Origin of the sequence: Roseivirga echinicomitans, assembly GCF_001592935.1 — a bacterium.
GTDB lineage: Bacteria > Bacteroidota > Bacteroidia > Cytophagales > Cyclobacteriaceae > Roseivirga > Roseivirga echinicomitans.
In genome coordinates this window covers 347,232-370,709 of sequence record NZ_LRDB01000023.1, presented here as the reverse complement: position 1 = coordinate 370,709, position 23,478 = coordinate 347,232, and the positions used below count along the sequence as shown (strand labels likewise).

20 protein-coding genes are annotated in these 23,478 nt (G+C 40.1%); 9 read left to right on the top strand and 11 right to left on the bottom strand.

Annotated features, from left to right (window positions below; all coding sequences use genetic code 11):
* The first annotated feature begins 1 nt into the window (after position 1).
* Positions 2 to 1,531, top strand: a complete 1,530-nt coding sequence (locus tag AWN68_RS12965) for a P-loop NTPase family protein (RefSeq protein WP_068416347.1) — start codon at positions 2 to 4, stop codon at positions 1,529 to 1,531.
* Positions 1,532 to 1,686: 155 nt separating this feature from the next.
* Positions 1,687 to 2,790 (top strand): Fic family protein, encoded by a 1,104-nt coding sequence (locus AWN68_RS12960; RefSeq protein ID WP_068416344.1) that lies wholly within the window; start codon positions 1,687 to 1,689, stop codon positions 2,788 to 2,790.
* A 35-nt stretch (positions 2,791 to 2,825) separates the two neighbouring features.
* Here AWN68_RS12960 and AWN68_RS12955 read toward each other — a convergent pair whose 3' ends face one another.
* Positions 2,826 to 3,392, bottom strand: a complete 567-nt coding sequence (locus tag AWN68_RS12955) for a pentapeptide repeat-containing protein (RefSeq protein WP_068416341.1) — start codon at positions 3,390 to 3,392, stop codon at positions 2,826 to 2,828.
* Between the two features lie 284 nt (positions 3,393 to 3,676).
* Positions 3,677 to 5,479, bottom strand: coding sequence for a M61 family metallopeptidase (locus tag AWN68_RS12950; RefSeq protein ID WP_068416340.1), 1,803 nt, complete (start codon positions 5,477 to 5,479; stop codon positions 3,677 to 3,679).
* 247 nt (positions 5,480 to 5,726) lie between these two features.
* Between AWN68_RS12950 and AWN68_RS12945 the strand changes: the two genes are divergently transcribed.
* Entirely contained in the window at positions 5,727 to 6,614 is an 888-nt protein-coding gene (locus AWN68_RS12945; RefSeq protein ID WP_068416339.1) for a S1 family peptidase, read from the top strand.
* Between the two features lie 90 nt (positions 6,615 to 6,704).
* Entirely contained in the window at positions 6,705 to 7,526 is an 822-nt protein-coding gene (locus tag AWN68_RS12940) for a neutral zinc metallopeptidase (protein WP_068416337.1), read from the top strand.
* A gap of 229 nt (positions 7,527 to 7,755) precedes the next feature.
* Here AWN68_RS12940 and AWN68_RS12935 read toward each other — a convergent pair whose 3' ends face one another.
* Entirely contained in the window at positions 7,756 to 8,280 is a 525-nt protein-coding gene (locus AWN68_RS12935) for a RidA family protein (RefSeq protein ID WP_068416336.1), read from the bottom strand.
* A gap of 312 nt (positions 8,281 to 8,592) precedes the next feature.
* On the opposite strand from AWN68_RS12935, the gene AWN68_RS12930 reads away from it, so the two are divergent.
* Positions 8,593 to 9,072 carry a MarR family winged helix-turn-helix transcriptional regulator gene (locus AWN68_RS12930; RefSeq protein WP_068416335.1) on the top strand — a complete coding sequence of 160 codons (480 nt, stop codon included), beginning with the start codon at positions 8,593 to 8,595 and terminating at the stop codon, positions 9,070 to 9,072.
* Positions 9,073 to 9,075: 3 nt separating this feature from the next.
* Here the strand turns inward: AWN68_RS12930 and AWN68_RS12925 are convergent, their stop codons facing one another.
* Positions 9,076 to 10,233, bottom strand: coding sequence for a DUF4221 family protein (locus AWN68_RS12925; protein WP_068416334.1), 1,158 nt, complete (start codon positions 10,231 to 10,233; stop codon positions 9,076 to 9,078).
* Between the two features lie 175 nt (positions 10,234 to 10,408).
* Between AWN68_RS12925 and AWN68_RS12920 the strand changes: the two genes are divergently transcribed.
* The 3 genes from AWN68_RS12920 to AWN68_RS12910 all read left to right on the top strand — a co-directional run bounded on the left by AWN68_RS12920 (position 10,409) and on the right by AWN68_RS12910 (position 16,023).
* The gene (locus tag AWN68_RS12920) at positions 10,409 to 11,383 is read left to right on the top strand and encodes a S41 family peptidase (RefSeq protein WP_084362860.1); all 975 of its coding nucleotides are present in this window, start codon (positions 10,409 to 10,411) and stop codon (positions 11,381 to 11,383) included.
* Positions 11,384 to 11,401: 18 nt separating this feature from the next.
* A complete protein-coding gene (locus AWN68_RS12915; RefSeq protein WP_068416329.1) occupies positions 11,402 to 13,783 on the top strand; it encodes an ABC transporter permease in 2,382 nt (793 codons plus the stop codon).
* Between the two features lie 179 nt (positions 13,784 to 13,962).
* Positions 13,963 to 16,023, top strand: coding sequence for a carboxy terminal-processing peptidase (locus AWN68_RS12910; RefSeq protein WP_068416328.1), 2,061 nt, complete (start codon positions 13,963 to 13,965; stop codon positions 16,021 to 16,023).
* Between the two features lie 120 nt (positions 16,024 to 16,143).
* Here AWN68_RS12910 and rny read toward each other — a convergent pair whose 3' ends face one another.
* From rny to rpsT, 7 genes are all read right to left on the bottom strand, one after another.
* Positions 16,144 to 17,709, bottom strand: a complete 1,566-nt coding sequence (rny, locus tag AWN68_RS12905) for a ribonuclease Y (protein ID WP_068416327.1) — start codon at positions 17,707 to 17,709, stop codon at positions 16,144 to 16,146.
* A gap of 63 nt (positions 17,710 to 17,772) precedes the next feature.
* Positions 17,773 to 18,012, bottom strand: a complete 240-nt coding sequence (locus AWN68_RS12900; protein ID WP_245658006.1) for a cell division protein ZapA — start codon at positions 18,010 to 18,012, stop codon at positions 17,773 to 17,775.
* A gap of 60 nt (positions 18,013 to 18,072) precedes the next feature.
* Positions 18,073 to 18,369, bottom strand: a complete 297-nt coding sequence (locus tag AWN68_RS12895) for a hypothetical protein (protein ID WP_068416325.1) — start codon at positions 18,367 to 18,369, stop codon at positions 18,073 to 18,075.
* A gap of 1 nt (position 18,370) precedes the next feature.
* Positions 18,371 to 20,785: a phenylalanine--tRNA ligase subunit beta gene (pheT, locus tag AWN68_RS12890; protein WP_068416324.1), complete on the bottom strand. Its 2,415-nt coding sequence runs from the start codon at positions 20,783 to 20,785 to the stop codon at positions 18,371 to 18,373.
* Between the two features lie 74 nt (positions 20,786 to 20,859).
* Complete coding sequence (locus tag AWN68_RS12885) at positions 20,860 to 21,477, bottom strand: DUF1684 domain-containing protein (protein ID WP_068416321.1); 618 nt, start codon at positions 21,475 to 21,477, stop codon at positions 20,860 to 20,862.
* Between the two features lie 58 nt (positions 21,478 to 21,535).
* A complete protein-coding gene (radC, locus tag AWN68_RS12880) occupies positions 21,536 to 22,225 on the bottom strand; it encodes a RadC family protein (RefSeq protein ID WP_068416318.1) in 690 nt (229 codons plus the stop codon).
* A 116-nt stretch (positions 22,226 to 22,341) separates the two neighbouring features.
* Positions 22,342 to 22,593 (bottom strand): 30S ribosomal protein S20, encoded by a 252-nt coding sequence (gene rpsT, locus AWN68_RS12875; RefSeq protein ID WP_068416315.1) that lies wholly within the window; start codon positions 22,591 to 22,593, stop codon positions 22,342 to 22,344.
* A gap of 305 nt (positions 22,594 to 22,898) precedes the next feature.
* Here rpsT and AWN68_RS12870 point away from each other — a divergent pair, with 305 nt between their 5' ends.
* Entirely contained in the window at positions 22,899 to 23,435 is a 537-nt protein-coding gene (locus AWN68_RS12870) for a YXWGXW repeat-containing protein (RefSeq protein WP_068416312.1), read from the top strand.
* Positions 23,436 to 23,478: the final 43 nt, after the last annotated feature.

Genomic DNA, 23,478 nt, shown 5'->3' with positions numbered 1-23,478 from the left:
CATGAGCTATTACAAATTGACCTCTGATCAATTATTGAAGATAAATACCCTTGCCGCTTTGAAAAAGGCGGGTTATCAAAGTAAATCTGTAAAGGATGAACTTCGTGATAACCTGATCAAAAAACTGGTGAACAAGGAACCTACTTTTGAAGGTATTTGGGGTTATGAAGACACTGTAATTCCTGATGTGGAGCGCGCCATTCTTTCCAAACACAACATGAATTTGTTGGGCTTGAGAGGGCAAGCCAAAACCAGAATTGCCCGTCAAATGATTTTGCTTTTAGATGAGTATGTGCCCGTCATTGAAGGTTCTGAATTGAATGATGATCCGTTGAACCCCATCACCAAGTTTGGGTTAGAGAAAGTAAAGGAAATGGGAGATAAAACGCCTGTTGCTTGGCTCCATCGCAGCGATCGTTATTCTGAAAAACTGGCTACGCCTGATGTGTCCATTGCCGATTTAATTGGAGATGTGGATCCGATCAAGGCTGCCTCTTTAAAATTACCTTATTCAGATGAGCGTGTGATCCATTACGGCATGGTGCCGAGGTCGCATAGAGGCATTTTTGTCATCAATGAGTTGCCCGATTTACAAGCCAGAATTCAGGTGGCACTTTTCAATATTTTGCAAGAAGGTGATATCCAAATCAGAGGTTTCAAACTGAGGCTTCCTTTAGATATTCAATTTGTGTTTACCGCAAACCCTGAGGATTATACCAACCGAGGCAGCATTGTAACTCCATTGAAAGACCGTATCGATAGCCAGATTATTACCCATTATCCAAAAACTTTGGAGATCGGTAAGCAGATTACGGTGCAAGAAGCAGACATTAAGGAAGCTCAGAAAGAGAAAATTGTCTTGAATGAAATAGCGCAAGACCTCATTGAGCAAGTGGCGATTGAAGCCCGAAATAGTGAGTATGTAGATGAGAAAAGTGGGGTTTCTGCACGACTGACCATTTCTGCTTACGAGAATTTATTGAGTGCTGCGGAAAGAAGGGCTTTAATGAATGGCGAAAAGAAAACTTATGTACGTGTTTCCGACTTTGTAGGAGTCATTCCTGCGATTACTGGCAAGGTAGAGTTGGTGTATGAAGGCGAACAAGAAGGGCCAGGTATAGTAGCGCACAACTTGGTGGGCAAGGCCATTCGGACACAGTTTTTAGATTACTTCCCAAATCCAGACGATAAAAAGAAGGACAAGGGAGAGAAAACGGAAAACCCTTACAAAGCCATTATCAATTGGTTCGGAGAAGGGAGTTCGATCGATTTACTGAACGATCTTTCTAACGAAGCATATGAGAAAGCACTTTTATCTGTGCCTGGCTTGGCAGACTTAGTAAAGAATAAGTATCCTAAGAAATCTAAAGACGAGCAACTGTTCCTCATGGAGTTCGTGCTTCACGGCTTGGCCGAATATAGCAAACTGAGCAAGTCTGCTTTAGATACTGGCACCCGCTTCAAAGATCTACTCAGCAGTATGTTCTCCATTGATGATATGGAAGGCTTCGATGAAGATGAGCTGAGTTAAGCTTTATTAAAAAATTAAACTAATTAAAAAGGCTCTTCGGAGCCTTTTTTCGTTTCATGCGGAGATTAATCAGTCTATTCTCTGCATTATTTGAGGAGAATAATTTCTTGATGCGGAGAATAATGTTTATATTTACCGCATAATTTGCGGAGAATATGCAATATATCCATCAGCTTAAAGCTTGGCCGAACTTTACATGGGATAAAGTTATGGTGTTAGAAAGCCTTGTTCAGGTAAGGAACAGGCAAGGATTTCTTTTGGGTAAAATGGAAGGTCTAGGCTTTAGTCTAAAGTCTGAAGCCAACCTCAATACACTAATTTCAGATGTAACAAAGTCGAGTGAAATAGAAGGTGAGTTTCTTGATAAGGATCAGGTGAGATCATCCATCGCCAGAAGGCTGGGGTTGGATATAGCAGGCCTTATACCTTCAGACCGAAATGTGGATGGAGTGGTGGAAATGATGCTTGATGCTACACAGAATCGAGACAAAGCGTTGACTTCACAAAGACTTTTTGAGTGGCATGCTTCTCTTTTTCCAACGGGTAAGTCTGGTCTATTTTCAATAGTAGTTGGCCAATGGAGAGATAATGCGCCTGATGATCCAATGCAAGTGGTGTCTGGGCCATTAGGGAGGGAAAAGGTGCATTTTGAAGCCCCTGCTTCCGATCTTTTAGAGGTAGAAATGAATTCTTTATTGCAATGGATAAATAATGTTCATGATTTGGATTCAGTGCTTAAGGCTGCAATAGCCCACCTTTGGTTTGTAACCATTCACCCTTTTGACGATGGAAATGGACGCATTGCTAGGGCAATTACGGATATGCTATTGGCTAGGGCAGATGGAAGTAATCAACGCTTTTATAGTATGTCTTCTGAGATAAGAAACCAAAGGAAGGCGTATTATAAAGTTTTAGAAGAAACTCAGAAGAGTAATTTAGACATCACCGAATGGTTACTTTGGTTCTTGACTTGCCTTGAGAATGCTCTAGAAGCAACATCCGAAACCTTAAGCTCCACAGTTCAGAAAGCTAAATTTTGGGAGCGTCATGCAAGCACACCTTTCAATGACCGACAGGCGCTAATGGTCAATAAACTTTTTGATGGCTTTATAGGTAAATTAACTTCATCCAAATGGGCGAAAATGTGCAAATGCTCGCAAGATACTGCTGGAAGAGATATTAATGATTTATTGAAAAAAGAGGTGTTGGTTAAGACAGAAGGAGGGGGGAGAAGTACAAGTTATTTACTCAATTTCTAAAGCCAGTCTTTAAGTTAAACTCCCGAATGAGCTTATCATTCAATCACAATATCATACCCATCCAATAATGCGAGCACCTCGGGGTTGGAAAACTTTGCCTTTTTTAGACGATTGTTATTGGGGTTGAATTGGTAACCATGGGCTTCTCGAAAATCGGTCTTGGATAAATTGCAGTTCACGAAAGTGCTCCCCACCAAGCTTGAGCCTTTAAAGGTGGCGGCAGATAAATCCGTATCTATAAAATCGCATTCCTTGATTTCACTGTTTAAGAAACGGGTAGAAGGAATTTTTAATGCTTTGAAATAGCAATAACTGATTTGGCAATTCTCGAAAGAGAAAGACAGCAGCATTTTACTGATGGGTTCGAAATCAATCCCGCTAAGCTTACAGCCCTTGAAACTAATGTCATCCCATTTGGCACTGACTACTTTGATAGCCGCGAGATTGCAACTTTCGAAAGTGCAACCATCAAAAGAACTACTTCTAAAATCTGCACCAGTTAAATCACAGTTAACAAAGTGGCATTCATCATAAAACTCACCGTCAAACAAATGGCCTTTAAAGTCTTCGTTCTTAAATGTGATTTCGCTGTGTTCTTTCATTTGAATATTTGTAATAGATCCCTCTTCCAGAAAAGTGAGACTTTAGATCCTTCGTGCCTCAGGAAAGGAAAACAGGCTGTTAAGTTTCACTCGGTTTTTTGAGGTCTAGTCTGAGTTATTTTGCCACTAGCAACGGAGTTTTTTTTCAAGAAATAACCTCCGTTACTGTTCTGTGCACAATGCTTTTCATCCTGAGGCACGAAGGATCTAGAAACCGATCCTGAATAGAGAATTCTGATTTACTAAACCCTCCTAACTCATTCCTCTTAACTAATAACCAATAACTACCTCTTCCTCAACCATGCCTCTCTTCGGGCTTTTGCCTTGGCATCCGCATTGGCGTCCATTCCCGTAGACCAAGCTTGAGCTTCTTCTAAAGTAAGTTTTGAAGTCTTTTCTTCACCCCAAATTTTGCGGTACTTAATCTCAATGCTGTCGCCAGGTTTGTGTGCCGCTATAATTTCGTTGATGTTTGAATCATCTGTCAATACGGTGCCCGCGAGGCTCAAAATCACATCCTCTGATTCGATACCAGCCTTATAAATTGGCGAACCCACCGTGGCGTTGCCTGTCAGTTGCCAGCCTTCTCTTTGCTTACGAATGTTGTCACCCATACTTGCACGGCCTTCAGCTCTGTTGGTGTAAGTCACACCCATTTTCTTGAACAAATTGGCGTAATCTGGCATTTGACTGTCCAAAATATATTTTCCGAAAAACTCATTGGCAAAGCTTTCTCCCGCATACTCGGCCATTCGGGCCTGTAGGTCACGAACGGTATAAGGAATTTCCGTTTTGCCGTGTTTCTCCCAAACGTACTTCATGTAGTCATCTAGGTTTTTACCATTGTCCATTGTCCTTAGCGACATATCAAGCGCCAAGCCCAATACCGAACCATAGGTATAATAGGAAATGAAAATGTTGCTCAAGTTGGTGGGGTCAATCGATGTGGCCGCATCAACAAATGGCGCTTGGTAACTCATTTCAATTGGATTGTGGAAACTTCTACCTGGGGCATTGATCACATAACCTACACTTCCGCCCAATCCATTTACATATTGATCAGTAGAAATACTGCCAGAACGTGCCTGCATTAGTCCAGTATAGTAACTCGTAAATCCTTCTGCAAACCACAATTCACCCGACATATTAGCGTCTTCAAAACTGAAGGGCTCAAGTGATCTAGGTCTGATTCTTTCCACATTCCAGTTATGGAAAAACTCATGCGACATGGTGCCCATCGAGGTGGAGGCCAATGGTCTTTCGACCGCTAATCCGCTCACCACATAAGTTGAATTTCTGTGCTCCATACCATCGCCACTGGCGTTGGGCATATAGCAAGAAAGGAAAGTATATTGGCCGAAGTCGTAAGTAGCCAATTCGCCAAAAACTGCTTTTTGCTGCATTACAATGCCCATAGTTTCTTCAAAATAAGCATCCACTTCTGCATCGGTTGTGCCGTCTTTATGCAAAGCCAAACGAATGGTTTGTCCATCAACATTTCTTTCTCTGAAATACAAATCGGCAATTTCGGTTGGGCTGTCCATTAAGTAATAGGTGTTGGGCGCGTAGAATGTATTATTGCCCAAATCTTTAAGCTGAGTAGCTACTTTCCAGTTCCTGTCTTCCCTCACATTGAACTTTACTTTTACCGGGCGTTGGTCTAAACCTCTGGCCCAAGCCAAAGTAGCGGGCATGTTGAGGTGGGCGTGACTTTCATCAATGCCAGAATAAGTGCCTCCAGCACGGTTGGCATAAAGCGTATATTCAAAGTTGACTGTCCCGTTATGTCCAGCCACATTCCACTGATAAGGGTTTTCTCTGGTAATAGGTAGGGCCTTTCCGTTACTGTCCGTGGCCTTAACGTTGTACACGTTTTTGGCAAACTCATGCACGGCATAGCGGCCAGGTGAACTACGGCTCATGCGCACTTCCAATACTTTGTTTTCTAAGTTGCTGAACTTGATTTTAATATTGGCCTCGTGGTGCACTGCATTGTCAAACGAAAGTTCGTATTCGTTGTAGGTTTGGGCTTGTAGGCTGATGGCCAAGAAGCTCAGTAAGGCTATGGTTAGGTTTCTTAGTTTCATGTTTTCGACTAAAAGATGGATGTTGTTGTATGAATATTCTCTTCCAAAGATTGCTGTATTCTTGATACAAAGGAATCAAAATAAAAAGAAAAATGTAGAAGGTTACCTAAAACCCAAGCTGCTATTCCTTAGAAGTGACTGATATAAATGATATACTGGGTAGTTCAGTCATAAAAATGAATATATTTATGGCTATACGTCACAAACGTGACTGATAGTTAATGTTAGGCACAATAAAATAGAAGTCATGTTTATAGAAGCAATCGAAACAGCAGCAAAGTTTACTCGACCCATTCACACTATATCTAGGACATATTCAGGCAAATCAATAATTCCTGGAGCTGCAACATTATTTTTAATTAATGATGAAGGCTATGCTTTGACATGTAAACATGTAATAGAGCTATTGGTTCAATCCGAAAATGTTGTCAAAAACTACAACCTATTTAAGGAAGAAAGAGATAGATTACCGAGAGACGGAAAATTCAAAAGAGCTCTCAAGGGATTACTTCTAAAATATAAAATTGATAACAATACAACGATTCAATTAAAAAATACATTTTTGGATTGTATAGATAAAATGTCAGGATTTACATGGCATCTTCATCCAGACTATGATTTAGCAATTTTAAAATTTAATGATTTCACAAACGTAATCTGTGATGAATACCCGAAGTTTAAGAAAGACGCTTCTGATATAAAACAAGGAGCTTTCCTTTGTAGGCTTGGATTTCCTTTTCCTGAGTTTACGAATTTCAAATTTAATGATCAAGCTGATGACATCGAGTGGACTAAAGAGGGCGTAATTGCTTCTCCAAGATTTCCAATAGAAGGAATGATTACAAGGTTTTTACGAGATGGTAAAGGTAGAACCGCTGGAATAGAATTGAGTACTCCGGGATTAAGAGGGCAAAGCGGAGGCCCATTGTTTAATTCTGATGGTGTCATTTATGGAATGCAAAGCCGAACAAAAAACCTGCATTTAGGATTTGATATTGAGAATAAAAAAATTGTTTCTAATGGGGAGAGTAAAAAAGTGAGTGATTATTCCTTTATTCATTTAGGAGAATGTATTCATGTCTCTGTGATCAAGGAGTTTTTAACAAAGCACAAAGTTAAATTTCAAGAAGAATAAAGTGCCTAACAATGTATAGTGCCCTACTGGATGCTACGACACCAAACACTGAGCGTTGTAGGCAATACAATACCCGAAAAACAATTTGGCATGAAAAATAAAAAACAACTATTGACGCTATTCTTCTTAATATTTACCTCATTCTATGATTGCTACTCTCAGAAGATGTCAACGAACCTAGGAACATCTCCACAAGGGGAGGGAAATCATGAAGGATGTATGAGTTTGCAATTTTTGAGTTCAATTAATCAAACACCAATTACGACTATTCGAAAATGGGCAGAAACTCAAGATCAAGCTGATATGATAGATCGATTTGTCTCAATTGGTGCGCAATATGCAATTGCTAGATTTGAAATAACACCAAATGTAGCTTATTATAATGACGGGATTTCACCAAATGCTTTTGCATATTTTAACGGATCTGACGATGGGATTATTCGAATTGGGGGGAAATTAGTTCAGGCTGAATTTCAATTATGGAGACAAGACTTTTTTGAACAATGTAGAAAACTAGGTCTTGATCCATATCAACTTTTAAATGCTGGCAAAGCAGGAGGAACGTATTCAATAGATGCCATTATAGCACATGAATGTGCACACATCTTACAGGCTAAAATGGGAGTGGCAAGGAATAGTCGAAATAATGAATTACAAGCCGATTTTTTAGCTGGCTGGCATATGGCTGAATATATTCGAGTTTTCCAAAGCGAGGCAAAAAAATTTAGAATTTTAGAAGATGGCATCCGTGCATTTTATTCAAGAGGTGATTATCAATTTAATTCTCCTCAACACCATGGCACACCAGAGCAGCGATATAATGCCTTTATTGAAGGGTTCAAACTAGGAGATGTATCTTTAATCACAGCATGGAATAAATCTATGGAGTACAGAAGAAAACTAGGCGGATAATTAAAATACTGCCTACAAAAATGGCTCTAAGTAATTGCTTGTTCTTGCCTAGTTCTGAAAATCTTCACGGATTTTCAGTTCGGTGTATACTTGCAAAGTTAAGCACTAAACCACGCAACTACTCATAGCTGATACCGTTGTACACCACATAAAAAGCAACCAACTTCTTATAAAGCCCTATTCTTGATACAATCGGGTTGGCGTATTAAATCGATTACAGTCTATATCATTACTTATAAACCGCCCTCACCTCAATTTCGATAAACATATTTGGGTTGACCAAGGTAAATACTCCAATGGTTGATCTTGCTACTTTATTGGGGTTTTCTTCCGTTGCGAAGAACTCAGCGTAGGCTTTAAACCAGCCATCGAAATCGGGTTTGTTGTCGTTTTCTGGGTCGGGAGCAACATACACTTTCATGGCCACAACATCTTCTAAGCCCAAACCTTCTTCGCTTAAATAATCCGCAATTCGCTTTAAAGTGCTCACGCTTTGTTCATAGGTATTTCCAAATCTCTCACGGTCGCCTTCGGGCTTGGTTTCGTCTTTTGGGTTGGCCACAATGCCACTGGCAAAATAGATGCTTTTGCCTGCGGGTACTTTTACTCCCTTTAGAATGGACGATCCCTCTCTTTCGAAGCGAGTAACTTCTTCTGTGGAGTGCTCATTGTCATCATCCTTATGGGCTGTTTGGCAGGAAGTGAAAACAGTGAGGATAAAGAGAAGGAAAAGGTGTTTTGCTTTTAGTGTCATGGGTTTAGATTTTGAGATGAAGATACAAAAGTTAGCCGCTTGTTGGGTTTTGATGGAGCGAAATTGGGCGTGGGGTTAGCTACCACCTTAATTCATATAATTCGACCTTAGGTAAAAAATCACCCCACGAAACGCAGTTTCTGTATTATCTTCGAAATAAATATTTATTCTACAAGAAAGAAAGATGCGGAATACAGTTCAGCATTGGACAGATATTTGCTAAGCCAAAGAGAGTTTTGAGGAGGTAATTGGCTGGAAATAAATTGATCAACGGGAGTGCAAATATTGCTGCTTCCCCAAAAGAAGAGATAATTGGAAAGGAACATAATTGAAGAATTGGGCAGTTTAGCTTTGGCTACTCGCCTGAAAAACTTAAGCGAGCGGTTGGCCAAAGATGTGGCCGCTATTTATAAAGAATCTGACTTCGATTTTGAACCCCGTTGGTTTGCTGTAGTGTATGCCCTGAAAAACGGAGAAGAACTGGCAGTGACAGAGCTGGCGGCCAGTTTACAACAAACCCACCCTGCCGTAAATCAAGTCGCAAATATTTTAGTAAAGAAGAAGTTGGTGATTGAATCGAAAGACGAATTCGACCAAAGAAAACGCCTTTTAAAACTGAGCGATACCGGAATTGAATTGGTCGGTAAAATGGAAGGCCTTTGGCTTAAAATTAAAAAGGCGAACGATCAGCTTTTAATCGATAGCAAGCAAAACTTCCTAGACGACATAAAGACGATAGAGTCCGCATTGGACGAAAAGTCTATGTATGACAGGGTGAAGTCTCTGTTGTAAACCTTACCAATTCAACTCAAAGCGTTTAAAACTCATAAAATCTTCTTTGTTCTCGGGGTTTTCGGGATGGTTAATGGAAATGTAAAGCCCATCTTTTCCAACAAATGAATTGTAGGGAGCCAACGCTGTATTTTTCCCGAAGTATGTTTCTCCAACGGGATTCAAGTCCTTATCCAATATGATAATTGAGAACGTTTTTGGGAATGAAAAAAGCTGAGAGATGTTTTCTTCCTCCTGTATTTCTACGCCTGGTAAACAAAACCTATAATAGACCTCTCGGTATTGGTCATAAATAACGTTTCCGTAATGAGGAGTTACAATCGGATACATCCCTTTATCTTCTGACGAACCATCTGTAGGAAATCGATCGATACTCTTCTTGAAATATTTGCTTTCTGCTAATACAGGAGACAGTTTTGAGTTTGGCGAATCTGCATAATAAACATTGTGATCTCCGAAAAAGGAATAAACAAACTTAGGGCTAGCGCTCATACTGAATCTCCAATAAGTCTTTTTGTCTCCCCAATATCCCTTCGGGAAAAAATGAGGAAGGGGAGTGGTTTGGCCTGAAGTAAGGTCAATAGAATACGCCAAATGTGTAGCGGCCATTTGATCATCCGAGAGTAAGTATGGATTTCCCATAAAACTGGTTTTTACCATAAGTTTCCCGTCTATTAATGCCGAGTTCGAGGGAAAAGCACTGGGCCAAAACACGGCATTGGAGTAGCCTAAAGGAGGTTCATATTTTATTCCTTCCACCGAACCTTTCAGAATATTTGAAGTGTAAACGGAGTTTTTGCTAGCAGGGAAAATAATGATGCTGTCGAATCGAACAATATGAAAGGCTGAGATTTCTCCTACCCCTTTTGGCCCCTCAATAGCATAGGAGTTTTGATGAACCAGTTTCTGTTCGTTCATGGAGTAAGCCTGAATTTCATTGGTTTGCTGATTTAGGGAAAACAACAAACCATCTCCTGAATTATCGTGGTAGGCCAAGAAGCTACTCACATTTGAGGTTTGATTATCGAGTGAGAAGTTAATCGTTTCGCTGGGCACTAAGCTTGCGTCAGGCTTATCTTTTGACTTGGAGTTTCCACAGCTGAAGATCAAAAAACTAATGGCTATAATAGCGAGAGCGGGGAGTTTTTGTTTTCTTTTCATAAGTCAGCTCTAAGTTAAACTAATTTTATAGTTTTGGATAAGGTTGCACCATTATTTTTGCACTAGAATCGTGCAACCCACTGTTCATGATCGTTCATTATTTTGCTTCTCACGGTTTGGAGTATTTCTTAAGATATTGTTTAACAATGAGTTGCGATTACTGTTTAAATTAGGTATGTTTTTTGGTAAGCGGTTACGTATTAATGTAATGAACATGCCAAGAATCGTCATTTCTCTTTTTATAATTTTTTACTCATTTGGTCTACAAGCCCAATCCTTTGACCAAACGAATGTGGTGACTCAACTGGCTCAAATCATGGATCGCAATTACGTTTTTCCAGAAAAGGGCAAAGCCATGAGTGATCTGATTCTCTCGAAACTAAAAATGGGAGAGTATAATGAAATTGATTCTCCCAGTGAGTTAGCAAAACAACTTGATGCAGATTTAAAGTCGGTGGCCAATGACAAGCATATTCGGGTAACTTATAACCCTACACGTTTTGAGGCCATTCAGCAAGGTAGCCCGACAGGCGGTAGACCAGCCCAAGGGAATTATGGCTTTGAAGAGCTTGATATTCTTGAGGGTAATATCGGTTATTTAGACCTAAGAGGTTTTTCCGATATCCGATTTGCAGAAGAGGTAGCAAAGGCAGCAATGGACAAATTGATTCAGTCCGATGCTATAATCTTCGACCTAAGAAAAAATGGAGGAGGCTCTCCCTCCATGATCAGGTTTATTTCTAGCTACCTTTTTGGTGATAAGCCTGTTCACTTGAATACTTTTTATTGGCGGCCAAGCGACAGGTATTCAGAAACTTGGACAGCCCCAGACTTAGCGTCTGTTTATAAACCAAATGTGCCTGTTTATGTGCTCACCAGTAGTTATACTTTTTCGGCTGCAGAAGAGTTTACGTACAACTTAAAAAATTTAGAACGCGCCACTATTATTGGTGAAACCACGGGCGGAGGGGCGCATCCGGGTGGGCCAATGCTGCTAACAGATGGTTTTATTGTCAATGTACCTCAAGGCAGAGCCATTAATCCAATTACCAAAACCAACTGGGAAGGAGTGGGGGTAAAACCCAATATTGAAATCAAAGCTGATGCCGCTTTGGATAAGGCATTGCAACTTATTAAAGCAAAAAATTAGGAAGTCAAGTTTTTAAATATGATCAAGAACTACATCAAAATTGCACTTAGAAGTCTGTTGAAAAGTAAGGCAACTTCAGTCATCAATGTGTTGGGCCTGTCAATAGGTATGGCCTGCTGCATCATTATTTTCCTCTTTGTTCAGAATGAATTATCGTTCGATAAGTTTCATTCTAAATCTGATAAAATCTTTAGGGTGCTTACGATAGACAGGGCCTTGGGAGTAAGCAATAGTTTGGTAGGCATTACGCTTCCTGCTTTGGGAGAATCTATGGAAGATAATTTTCCGGAAGTAGTAAACAGGGTGAGAATGTTACCTCAGGGAAGACAACTGATTACCTATGAGCAGCAGGGTTTTTATACCGATCATTTTGCCTATGCCGAACCTTCTATTTTTGAAATGTTCGATTTTAAATTGGTGGAAGGCGATATGGAAAATGCCTTGAAAAACCCCAATACGGTGGTGGTAACGCAGAGCATGGCGCAGAAAACTTTTGGTACGGATAATCCCATTGGCAAGCGAATTGACATTGGAGGCCAGCCCGGTTTGGAAGTGGTAGCCGTGATGAAAGATGTGACCGAAAACAGCCACCTTAATTTTGATGTCATTGTTTCTATGCAGCAGGCAGACACCACTTCTGGTTTTGCGCAATTTCTCAATTCATGGCAGAGTATCAGCATGGTGACCTATGTGGAATTGGCCAATCCGGTGAATGAAGAAACGGTGGAGGGGAAAATGGAAACCTTGATCCGTTCGAATAACGTGGGTGAAAATTTCAGCGTAACGCTTCAACCTTTAAAGGATGTTCATTTAAAATCTAGCGGAATTCTTTTTGAGAACTATAACCTGAATAAAACGGATGAGGGCTATGTCTATACTTTGGCAGCCGTTGGTCTTTTTGTAATGCTCATTGCCTCTTTCAATTTTATGAATTTGTCCACCGCCAGATCGGCCAATAGGGCAATGGAAGTTGGAATTCGAAAGGTGTTTGGGGCTGTAAAAAAGCAGCTGATCAATCAGTTCATGGTAGAGTCAATCTTCCTTTGCCTTTTCTCCTTGGTGATCGCCATTGGCCTAGTGGCAGCTTTGGGTTCGGCAGTTAGCCTTCCATTTAATGATAACTTGGCCATACACTTTATTTCTAATCCAGTTTGGATATTAGGTGCAATCGTCTTTACTATAATATTGGGTCTGTTTTCAGGAAGCTATCCTGCTTTTATGTTGTCCAGTTTCAGCCCAATTAGTATTCTTCGCGGCTCTTTTAAAACTAGCGGGAAAGGCGTTGTTCTAAGAAAATCTTTGGTGGTCTTTCAGTTTATGGTGTCAATAGTGATGATCATTGGAACGACCATCGTGTATGACCAATTGCAACTTTTGCGCAATGCGGACAAAGGTTTTGATACAGAACAAATCCTCACTTTGGATGTAAGTCATCCAAGCTTGCAGCCTTCCATTCAAGTACTTAAAAATAAGCTAGAACAAAATCCTTCCATCATTGCCACAGCCGGTACTGCTTCAATGCCAGGACGCACTTTTGGTCGAAGAGGGGTTACTCCTGAAGGTGCTGGCCCAGATGATCGATGGATCGTGAGTGTGCTTAATTTTGATGAGCACTTTGTAGACTTAATGGGGATGGAAATTGCTCAAGGAAGACTTTTCAATAAGGAAATTGCCACGGATCAGCAGCAGGCTGTAATTATTAATGAGGCCATGGCCAAGCTGTTGGCTTGGGATGAGCCAATAGGGAAGAAGTTGTCTTTTGGCCAAAATGAGTCAACCATTATCGGTGTCGTGAAAGATTTTCATTTTGCCTCACTTCGCTATCAAATCGAACCACTGGCCATGTTCTATAACCCTAATGGCGGAGGTAGCTTGGCCATTAAGTTGAATGCAGCGGATATAAGCAAAACAATGGCTTTTGTGCAAAGCACTTGGACTGAGGTGTTCCCGAATAGTCCTTTAGAGTACCGTTTCTTTGATGAGGAATTTGGTCAGCAATACCAGTCCGATGAAAAGTTCGGAACCCTAGTTTTTAGCTTTACTTGGCTGGCTATTTTCATTGCTTGTTTGGGTTTATTCGGACTTTCAGCCTTTACAGCCCAACAAAAAACAAAAGAGATTGGAGTGAGAAAAGTATTGGGCGCTTCAATTTTCGGAATCGTTGTATTGCTTTCAAACCAATTCACAAAGCTCATTATTGTTGCTGTGCTTTTGGCCAGCCCCTTGGCTTATTATATGATGGAATACTGGTTGAGTGATTTTGCCTATCGTGTAGACATCAACTGGCTGTGGTTCTTGGCTTCGGCAATAGTAGCTTTATTTATTGCGTTAGCCACAGTAACCTATCAATCGGTTAAAGCGGCCATGGTAAATCCAGCCAAATCGTTGAGGTGCGAATAGATTTTAGCAAACTTTAACATTATAGAGAGTAGGGGTCGCAACCTAAATGGTTAGAATTGGTTTAATTGTTGATACCCAAAGAATGTGATCATCGGTAAAGACGAAAAGCACTTATTTTCGTTAGATTTATGCTCTTCCCCCATTTGGGTTTATTGAGTTTGAAAAGCTTATTACTTATTATGAAATTGTTTAAAAAGTTAATTATCATACCTGCTCTCATATTATTGGGCAGCACCAATATTTATGCTTCCGATACGGCTGATACCACAAAGTATTTGCAGCCAAAATCGGAGCACATCAAGGAAGCCATTATGGTGACTCAAATCCTTGATTTTTTCCATTATAGAGATGTTGATTTAAATGATTCACTGTCTTCAGTCATTCTAGATAATTTCATTGAGTCATTGGATGGAAGTAAAAATTACTTTTTAGCTGCGGATATTAAGTCGTTTCAAAAGTATCGCTTTGCTTTCGATGAAGATTTGAAGCGTGGAAATTTAGTCCCAGCCTTTTACATTTTCAATATTTATAAAAAGAGGGTGGAAGAGCGCCTTAAATATGCTTTGGCCGAATCGCAACATAAATTCGACTTCACTAAAAAGGAAGAATTTGTCTTTGATAGAGAGAAGGTACCTTACCCTCAGTCCGCTCAAGAGCAAGATGAACTTTGGAGGAAGATTATAAAGAATCAGGCCTTAAGCTTAAAATTAAGTGGTTCTGATGATAAGAAGATTTCTGAAACGCTTGTAACGCGTTACGAACGCTTTAAAAGCAATGTAGATAAGTACAACAGTACGGATGTCTTCGAGATACTGATGAATTCAGTAACCGAGTCGTTCGACCCTCATACGAGTTATTTTGGGCCAAGAAGTGCCGAAGACTTTCAGCGTGAAAGTTCTAAAGCCATGGAAGGAATTGGTGCCACTTTGCAGCAAGATGACGATTTCACCAAAATTGTTGAGTTGCGTCCTGGGGGCCCAGCTTTTTTAAGTGGTCAGATTGATGTAGATGACAGGATAGTAGGAATTGCGCAAGGTGCCGAAGGTGAAATGGTTGATGTTGTAGGCTGGAGGTCTGATGAAGTGGCAGGTCAAGTTCGTGGCGCGAAAGGAACCTTAGTTCGCATAGAGTTCTTGCCTGCGGGAAGGCCTGTTGGTGGGCAAACGAAAATTGTGAATATAGTTCGGGACAAAATTAAGTACGATGAGGCCAAGGCTAAAAGTCAAGTAGTTCAGTATGAAGAGGGAGGTAAGACTTACAACTTGGGAATTATAACGCTTCCCGATTTCTATTTGGATTCTGAAGGCCTTGAAGATGGAGAAAAGGATTTCAGTAGTGCTACCAGCGATGTTAAAAAGCTAATTACACAACTGCAAGAAGACGGTGTAGATGGAGTGATGTTGGATTTAAGAAACAATGGTGGAGGTTCATTACTTGAAGCGATAAGTTTATCTGGCTTGTTTTTACCAGGCGGACCAGTAGTTCAAATTAAATATGCCAATGGCCAAATAGCCAAAGAAGATGATAAGGAAAAGATGTTTTATTCTGGACCTCTGAGCATCATGACAAACCGTTTTTCTGCCTCGGCTTCTGAGATTTTCGCTGCCGTATTGCAGGACTATAAAAGAGCTGTGATTGTTGGAGAGCAGACCTACGGTAAAGGAACCGTTCAGAACGTGAGAGGATTGAATGATTTCTTACGAGAGCCAACTACTGATGAACTTGGGCTTATCAAATACACCATAGCAAAATTTTATAGGGTAACAGGAAGTAGTACTCAGCATTTGGGTGTTTCGCCAGATATTAGTCTGCCGTCTGCTTTTAGTGCCAAGGAATTTGGAGAGAGCTCAAAACCAAGTGCATTGCCATGGGATAAAATTCCAGCGGCAAAGTTTACTCCACTTAATTATGTAGACAATGACTTGATTGCTCAACTCAAGAAGTCGCATGAGGAAAGATTAAAGACAGATCAGAGCTTGGTTGATTACCAGTATGACATAAATGAGCTGAATAAAGCTAGGGCGAAAACTTCAGTTTCGTTGAATTATGATACGCGTAAAAAAGAGGCTGATGACTTCGAAAAGAAAAGAGATGCCAGAGTAAAAATTGGAGACTCACTAAAAGAGTTAGGATCGAGTAAAGGCGTGAACCACTCTTTGAATGAATTGAAAGATCCATTCTTAAAAGAAAGCATAATCCTCTTAGCGGAGCAGATCGCTGCCAAGAAGAGCAAAGGATAAACCGCTATAGTAAGCGATAAACCAAACAAAAATGGCTGGCCTTCATCAGAAGACCAGCCATTTTTATTTATAGCCTGAGTGAGAGGTTCCTATCGGAAATTTTCTCTGCTAAGCATGATTCTATTTAGCGTAGTTTACCGCTCTCATTTCACGAATCACAGTCACCTTAATTTGCCCTGGGTATTGCATATCCTTTTCAATTTTTTGTGAAATATCAAAAGAAAGCTGACCCGCGGTAGTATCAGAAACTGAGTCGGCATCTACCAAAACTCTCAATTCTCTACCGGCCTGTATGGCGTAGCATTTATTTACTCCGTCAAAGTCTAAGGCAAGCGCCTCAAGGTCTTTCAGTCGTTTGATGTAAGATTCCATCACTTCTCTTCTAGCGCCAGGGCGAGCCCCTGAGATAGCATCACAAGCCTGGATAAGTGGAGAGATCATTGAAGTCATTTCGATTTCATCGTGGTGGGCTCCGATCGCATTGCAGATTTCTGGATGCTCCTTGTATTTCTGAGCTAATTCCATTCCTAATAATGCATGTGGAATTTCCGGTTCTTCTGGCCAAACCTTTCCTATATCATGAAGCAAGCCTGCTCTTTTCGCACGTTTGGCGTTTAAGCCTAGCTCTGAAGCCATAGTAGCACAAAGTCTAGCTACTTCTCTTGAGTGTTGAAGTAAGTTTTGACCATAAGAAGATCTAAACCTCATTCGACCTACCAACTTGATAAGTTCAGGGTGGAGGCCATGGATACCCAAGTCGATCACCGTTCTTTCACCAATCTCTACGATTTCCTCCTCAATGTTTTGAGTGGTTTTGGTTACAATTTCTTCAATCCTCGCGGGGTGAATTCTACCATCAGTTACAAGCCTATGCAAAGAAAGTCGAGCGACTTCTCTTCTTACTGGATCAAAGCCAGAAATGATGATCGCTTCGGGAGTATCATCAACAATAATTTCTACTCCAGTAGCTGCCTCTAGCGCACGAATATTTCTACCTTCTCTACCAATAATTTTACCCTTTACATCATCACTTTCAATATGGAAAATGGATACACAGTTTTCAACTGCATGTTCAGTGGCGGTTCTTTGAATAGATTCAATGACAATCTTCTTGGCTTCTTTTGCCCCTGTTAGCTTGGCCTCATCAATAATGTCTTTAATGAGCACCGATGCATTAGATTCCGCTTCAACCTTTAAGGTTTCCATCAGTTGATCTCGGGCTTCGTCAGCTGAAAGTTGGGCGACTTTTTCAAGTGCTCTTACTTTTTCATCCACCTTTTTTTCAAGGTCGTCTTTACGCTTTCGAACAATCTCTAACTGCGCTTCTACATTTTCTTTAAGGCTATCAACTTCGGCTTCTTTTCGCTTTACCTTTTCTAGTTGAGCATTGAGTGTGGTTTCCTTTTGTTTCAGCTTGTTCTCGTTGGTGATGATTTGATTTTTCTTGCGATTAACCTCTTCTTCAAACTCAGATTTAAGCTGTAGGTACTTTTCTTTGGCCTCAAGAATTTTATCTTTTTTGAGGGTTTCGGCTGTAAGTTCAGCCTCTTTCATGATTAGTTTGCCTTTTTCTGCAAGTTCTTGAGCAGCCTTCGTGTTAACTTTTTGTAACAGAAGTCTTCCTATGAACACCCCTATAGCCAACGCTCCGATGGCCGTAATGAGGATTGTAACTGTTTCTCCCATATGTGAATCTATAGGTAGAATTGGAAGTGTACTGAAACGTAATCTAAATCGGTATTTAAGGAATTAAGAGAGGGCTGTTTTGATTATGTCTTCAAGTTGATCTAACTGGTCAGTAGTTGTCGAATCTATTGATTCTACTTCACTTTCCACTTTCATCTTTGCGATCATACAATCGAATGCTACCATGGCTAAGAGATCTTCTTTGTCATCTATACCAAACTGGCTTTTAAAAGACCGTAATTTCTCATTTATTAACTTGCCTGCATTCCGTACCCTTTGCTCCTCTTCAGGTTTAACTTTCATAGGGTACTCTCGGTCCCCAATTTTGATTTTTATTGATAGAATGTCTACCATATGATCATACTACTCACTTAAATGAGTAATACATTTATCTATTTCCTTAATGTACTCGTTTAACTTATGCTTCAACTCTGTAGACTCTTCCTTTTCTACGGTTGTGTTTGATACAATTTTAGTGATTTTATCCTGATTTTTAAAATCAGCAACTTGAGTTCGAAGGTCAATTATTTGTCCTTTTAACTCAGTATTTTGGTTCGCTAACGCTTTGTTCTCTTGCTTTAATGTCTCATGCTTGACCACCAGTTGCTTTAACTGCTGTTGCACACGGTCTAAACGTTGAAAAAGCGATAATTCTGCCATCTTATTTTCTTATTACTGCTCCAAGCTCACGCTCAAAACCTTGCATTAATCGACTCATGCTTTTATCAATCACTTTGTCTGTTAATGTTTTTTCTTGGTCTTGAAGATAGAAACTAATGGCATAGGCTTTCTTACCCGCATCAATTTTGTCACCTTCATATACGTCAAAAACACTGACTCTATTGATCAATGATCGCTCAAGCTTTTCTGCTAACATCCTAATGTCATCAAAATTTATGGCTTTATCAACAACCAATGACAAGTCTCTTTTTACCTCAGGGTATTTAGAGATCGGCTGGAAGGTAAATTCAGAAGTATAAAGTTTTTGAATATAGTCCCAATCGAAGTCAGCAAAGAATACTTCGGTAGAAACATCCGTTAATTTGGCCACTTCTGCGTTCACCTTTCCAAGGTGTACAATTGGTTTTTTATTCGTAGAAATTGTTAATCCATAGCCGAATAACTCACTTTCTGTTTCTTGGTTTTCAATTTTACTGATGCCAAACTTGGCCAATAACTTGAGCACAATCGCAGACAAATCATGGAAGTTCACCTTCCTACTTGGTGATAACCAGCTCTCAGGCGTGGCATTTCCTGTTACAAACAGTGAAAGCCTAGAACGCTCTACATATTTTTCCTTGATGAAATGATAAGTGGTTCCAAATTCAAAAAGTCTTAGGTCGCCATTTTTACGTTTTACATTTCTATCGATAACCTCGAGGCCATGGAACAAAAGTGTTTGACGCATTACGTTCAAATCTTCACTCAAATAGTTGAGAATTTTAACGTTGTCATTTTCATCAATGGCAGCAGTAGAATTGGAATAACCATCTTTAGTAAGTGAGTTGGTTACGATTTCATGAAACCCTGCGCCCGCCAACAAACGAGAGGTTTCCTTTTTGATGCCATCTGCATCTTTGGCTGGAAACTCGGAAAGAAATGAGCTGCTTAAATGCTCATCAATCTCAATATTGTTGTAACCGTAAATTCTCAATACTTCTTCTACAATATCAGCTTCGCGCTGGACATCTACACGGAAAGGAGGAACAATAGCAGTAAAGCCAGTTTCAGTTTCATCCTGAATTTGAATATCTAAGCTTTCTAGAATAGACTTGATCCTGTCATTTCCAATTGCCTTGCCTATCAATCGGTCGATATTCGCGAATTTTACTTCTACTTTGAAATCTTGAATTGGCGCAGGATAGAAGTCGGCTATTGGTGATGAGATTTCGCCTCCAGCAAGCTCTTTAATGAGCAGTGCCGCATATTTTAATGCGTAAACCGTAATGTTAGGGTCTGTTCCACGCTCGTAACGGAAAGAGGCGTCTGTTTTTAATTGATGCTTTTGGGCACTTTTCCTGGTGTAGTCTGGAGAGAAATAAGCACTTTCCAAAAACACGTTTTTAGTGGTTTTCTTAACGCCTGACTTTATACCGCCAAATACACCAGCGATACACATTCCACCAGCCTCATTACAAATCATCAGGTCTGTATCGGCTAGTTTTCTTTCTTTTTCATCTAGGGTTGTGAATGTGGTTCCTTCAGGAAGTGTTTTCACTGTTATTTTATCTCCTACAACTTCATCCGCGTCAAACGCATGCATTGGTTGGCCAAGGCTATGGAGTATATAATTGGTAATGTCCACCACATTATTGGTCGGCTTTATTCCAATTGAATTCAATCTATTTTTTAACCATTCAGGAGAATCAGTTACTGTAACCCCAGTTATGGTGAGAGAAGAATACCTTGGGCACGCTTCGGTATTTTCAACGGTTACCGGAATGACTCTTTTCTCATTGTCTACTTTGAAGCTTTCAACAGAAGGGGATTCAACTTTTCTATTGAGAAGCGCTTTGAGGTCTCTGGCTACACCAATGTGCGAAGCGCCATCTGCTCGGTTTGGGGTTAAGCCTATTTCGAAAACGAAATCAGATTCTAAATTGAAATAGTCTGCGGCAGGAGTGCCGCTGGGTAGATCTGTGTCAAGCACTAAAATGCCATCATGCGATTGTCCAAGACCTATCTCATCTTCGGCACAAATCATTCCTTCTGAAACTTCACCTCTAATCTTGGCCCTTTTTATTTGGAATGAATCGCCTGAACTTGGGTATAGCGTTGCACCTACGGTAGCAACAATTACTTTTTGACCTGCTTTTACGTTTGGAGCGCCACATACAATCGGAGAAAGCTGTTCTCCTCCAATATCAACGGTGGTTACGCTTAGTTTATCTGCATTGGGGTGTTTTGCACAAGTGATGACTTCACCAATGACCAAGCCTTTTAAGCCGCCTTTTACCGATTCTACTTCCTCCCAAGTTTCTACTTCAAGTCCAGAGCCAGTTAAAAGTGCTGCAATCTCTTCTGCAGATTCAGTAATTTGAATGTATTCTTTAAGCCAGTTAAGGGAAATCTTCATGCTGATAATTTACTTGCCCCACCAAATTTAGGTGAAAGAGCAAAATTAATGATTTAAGCTTTCCAACAATGTGCTTAAAGGTTTTTGTAGAGCTTTTCGCCTGCTTTAATTGGAACTTTCATCAAATTCTCGGCAGGAGGGATGGGGCAACTGTACTCAGGGTTGAAGTGGCAGTATGGATTGTAGGCTGTATTGAAGTCTAAAATAATGGAATTGGTACCGTTTTCTTCTAAATCAATGTACCTGCCACCACCATAAGTTTCGTCTCCGCTGGTGTCATCCGCAAACATTAAAAACAAACGGTTTGGGTTTACATCGTCCCAATCTTTGTAGAGCAACAGTTTTTGTTGCTTGCCTTCGAGTTCGAATTGTGCATGAGCATATGGAATGTACTTTTCCTGCTCGCCAGTAGTGGTAGTAATGAAGACTGGCACCTTCCGCTTTATTTCAATGAGGCGCGCCAAGATTTTATAATCTTCGTTTACTGGGTAATAGTTAAGTTTAGTGAAGATTTTCTTTTCTTCATCCAGTAGGGGAGAACTTGAAGCGAGCATTCGCTTGTCCTTGTCTTTTCTTTCTGTTTCAATTCGCGCTGTGTAATCTTTAGTGCTCTCTCCAACGGTGAGAAAATTAAAGACAGTGACACCTAATAGTAAAACGATCAGAATAACGAAAATGGTGCTCCTTTTCATGCTGCAAAGTAAGGTTGAAAAGGCCGAAACTCAAATGCAAAGTTGATTTAAGTATAGGCTAGATTAAGCTTTCGTCTGCAAAGCTATAGTAGCCGTCATCAGTAAAGATGATATGGTCTAAAACGGGGATTTCAAGTAACTCTCCTGCATTCTTCAGTTTTTCAGTGAGTTTAATATCTGCTTGACTTGGTTTTAGGTTGCCAGAAGGATGGTTGTGAACAAGTATAATCCCGCTGGCTAAATCTTCTAATGCCTTTTTGAAGATCACTTTAGGGTCGGCTACGGTGCCTGAAACACCACCTAGGCTGATTACTCTTTTCTGAATGACTTCATTGTTTCTTTTGAGCATAATTACCCAAAATTGTTCAACGGGCTGATCCGTCAATTCGGGCTTCATAAGCTCGTATGCATCTTTTGAGTTGGAGATTTTTAGTTTTTTAGCCGATTGAAACACCTTTCTTCTTCTACCCAATTCTAAGGCACTCATAATAGAAATAGCTTTGGCTTCACCGACCCCTTTGAATTGCTGAAGTTCAGAAACTGATTGTTTGGCTAATGTATTGAGATCGTTGTTGGAGTTGGAGAGGATTTTTTTAGAAAGATCAACGGCACTTAGCTCACGAGATCCCGAACCAATAAGGATGGCAATTAGTTCTGCATCGGATAACGCGGCCTTACCTTTCAGTAGGAGTTTTTCACGTGGGCGATCTTCTTCAGCCCATTTAAGAATATTTAGTCCTTTTTCCATTTTATATTAGAATGGGAAGACTGAATATAATAAAAGCTTATGAATATTAAATATTGGGCAACAAAAAAAACCGAACCCTGAAGAGTTCGGTTTCAAGTATTTTTACAAATTAACCCTTAAAGGCTGTTTACCAGCTTAGTTAATTTTGATTTGTTATTGGCAGCCTTGTTTTTATGGATGATATTGGTTTTCGCCAATTTATCCACCATTCCAATAACTTTCTTCAATAACTCTTGAGCCTCAGCTTTATCAGAGGTATCTCTCAATCTCTTGATGTAAGTACGAGTTGTTTTGTGCTGGTAACGGTTTCTCAATCGTTTAGCCTCGTTCGAACGTATTCTTTTTAATGCAGACTTATGATTTGCCATGTATTTATTACTTACAATTTCTCAAATTCGGGACGCAAAGATAAGTCTTATAATAATATTTGCAAACACTAATGCTGAAATTTACCTAAGAGCCAAACAATTATTATTCTCAATTATTGAGCGGTTCACTATTTGTCAATGCGTGTGCAATTTTACGGATTTGTTCTGCTAGGAACAAGTAGAATGTTGAATTCAGAAATTCTTTTCTCCAAACCCCTTTTCTTTTTGGCACGATAATGGAAATGTGAGTCTGTAATGCATTAGTAAAATGGTCGACCCTTGTTGAAAACTTAAATATCAAGGTTATGAAAAGAGTGATACTGTTAATAGGAATTATGGTGGTTGGGCTTTTTGCCGAAGGAGAGATACAGGCTCAGAGGCGAAGTAATGATAGCCGAAACAACCGAGATAAAAACAAAGTTGAAAAACGCAATGACGATCGCAAACGAAACGATGATCGTAAAAAAGTATATAGCACTAGCGTAAAGAGAAATGGGAGAACTGAGACTGTGGTAAAGAAGGTGGTAGTTAGAAATAACGGCTATCGCTACTCAGGCTCTAGGAGTAACGGTGGTTGGACTAGAGTTGATAATTATTCTTACGACTATGATTACGATTTCAGAAATGGAAGAAGGAATAAAGTATTCCGAAGTAGCGCGCCCAGCAGCAGACATATTTGGGTAAATGGCTATTGGGAGTATAATAGAAGGTTGAGAAGAGATGTATGGGTTTCTGGCCACTGGACAGTGAGAAGAGATTATCATCGTTGGCAGGAAGGCCGCTATAGCGTAATGGGCGGTGTTCGAGTTTGGGTGCCAGGTGTTTGGATTAGAATTTTCTAGAAACTGATAGTATGTAAATATAAAGAGGCGCCATTGGCGCCTC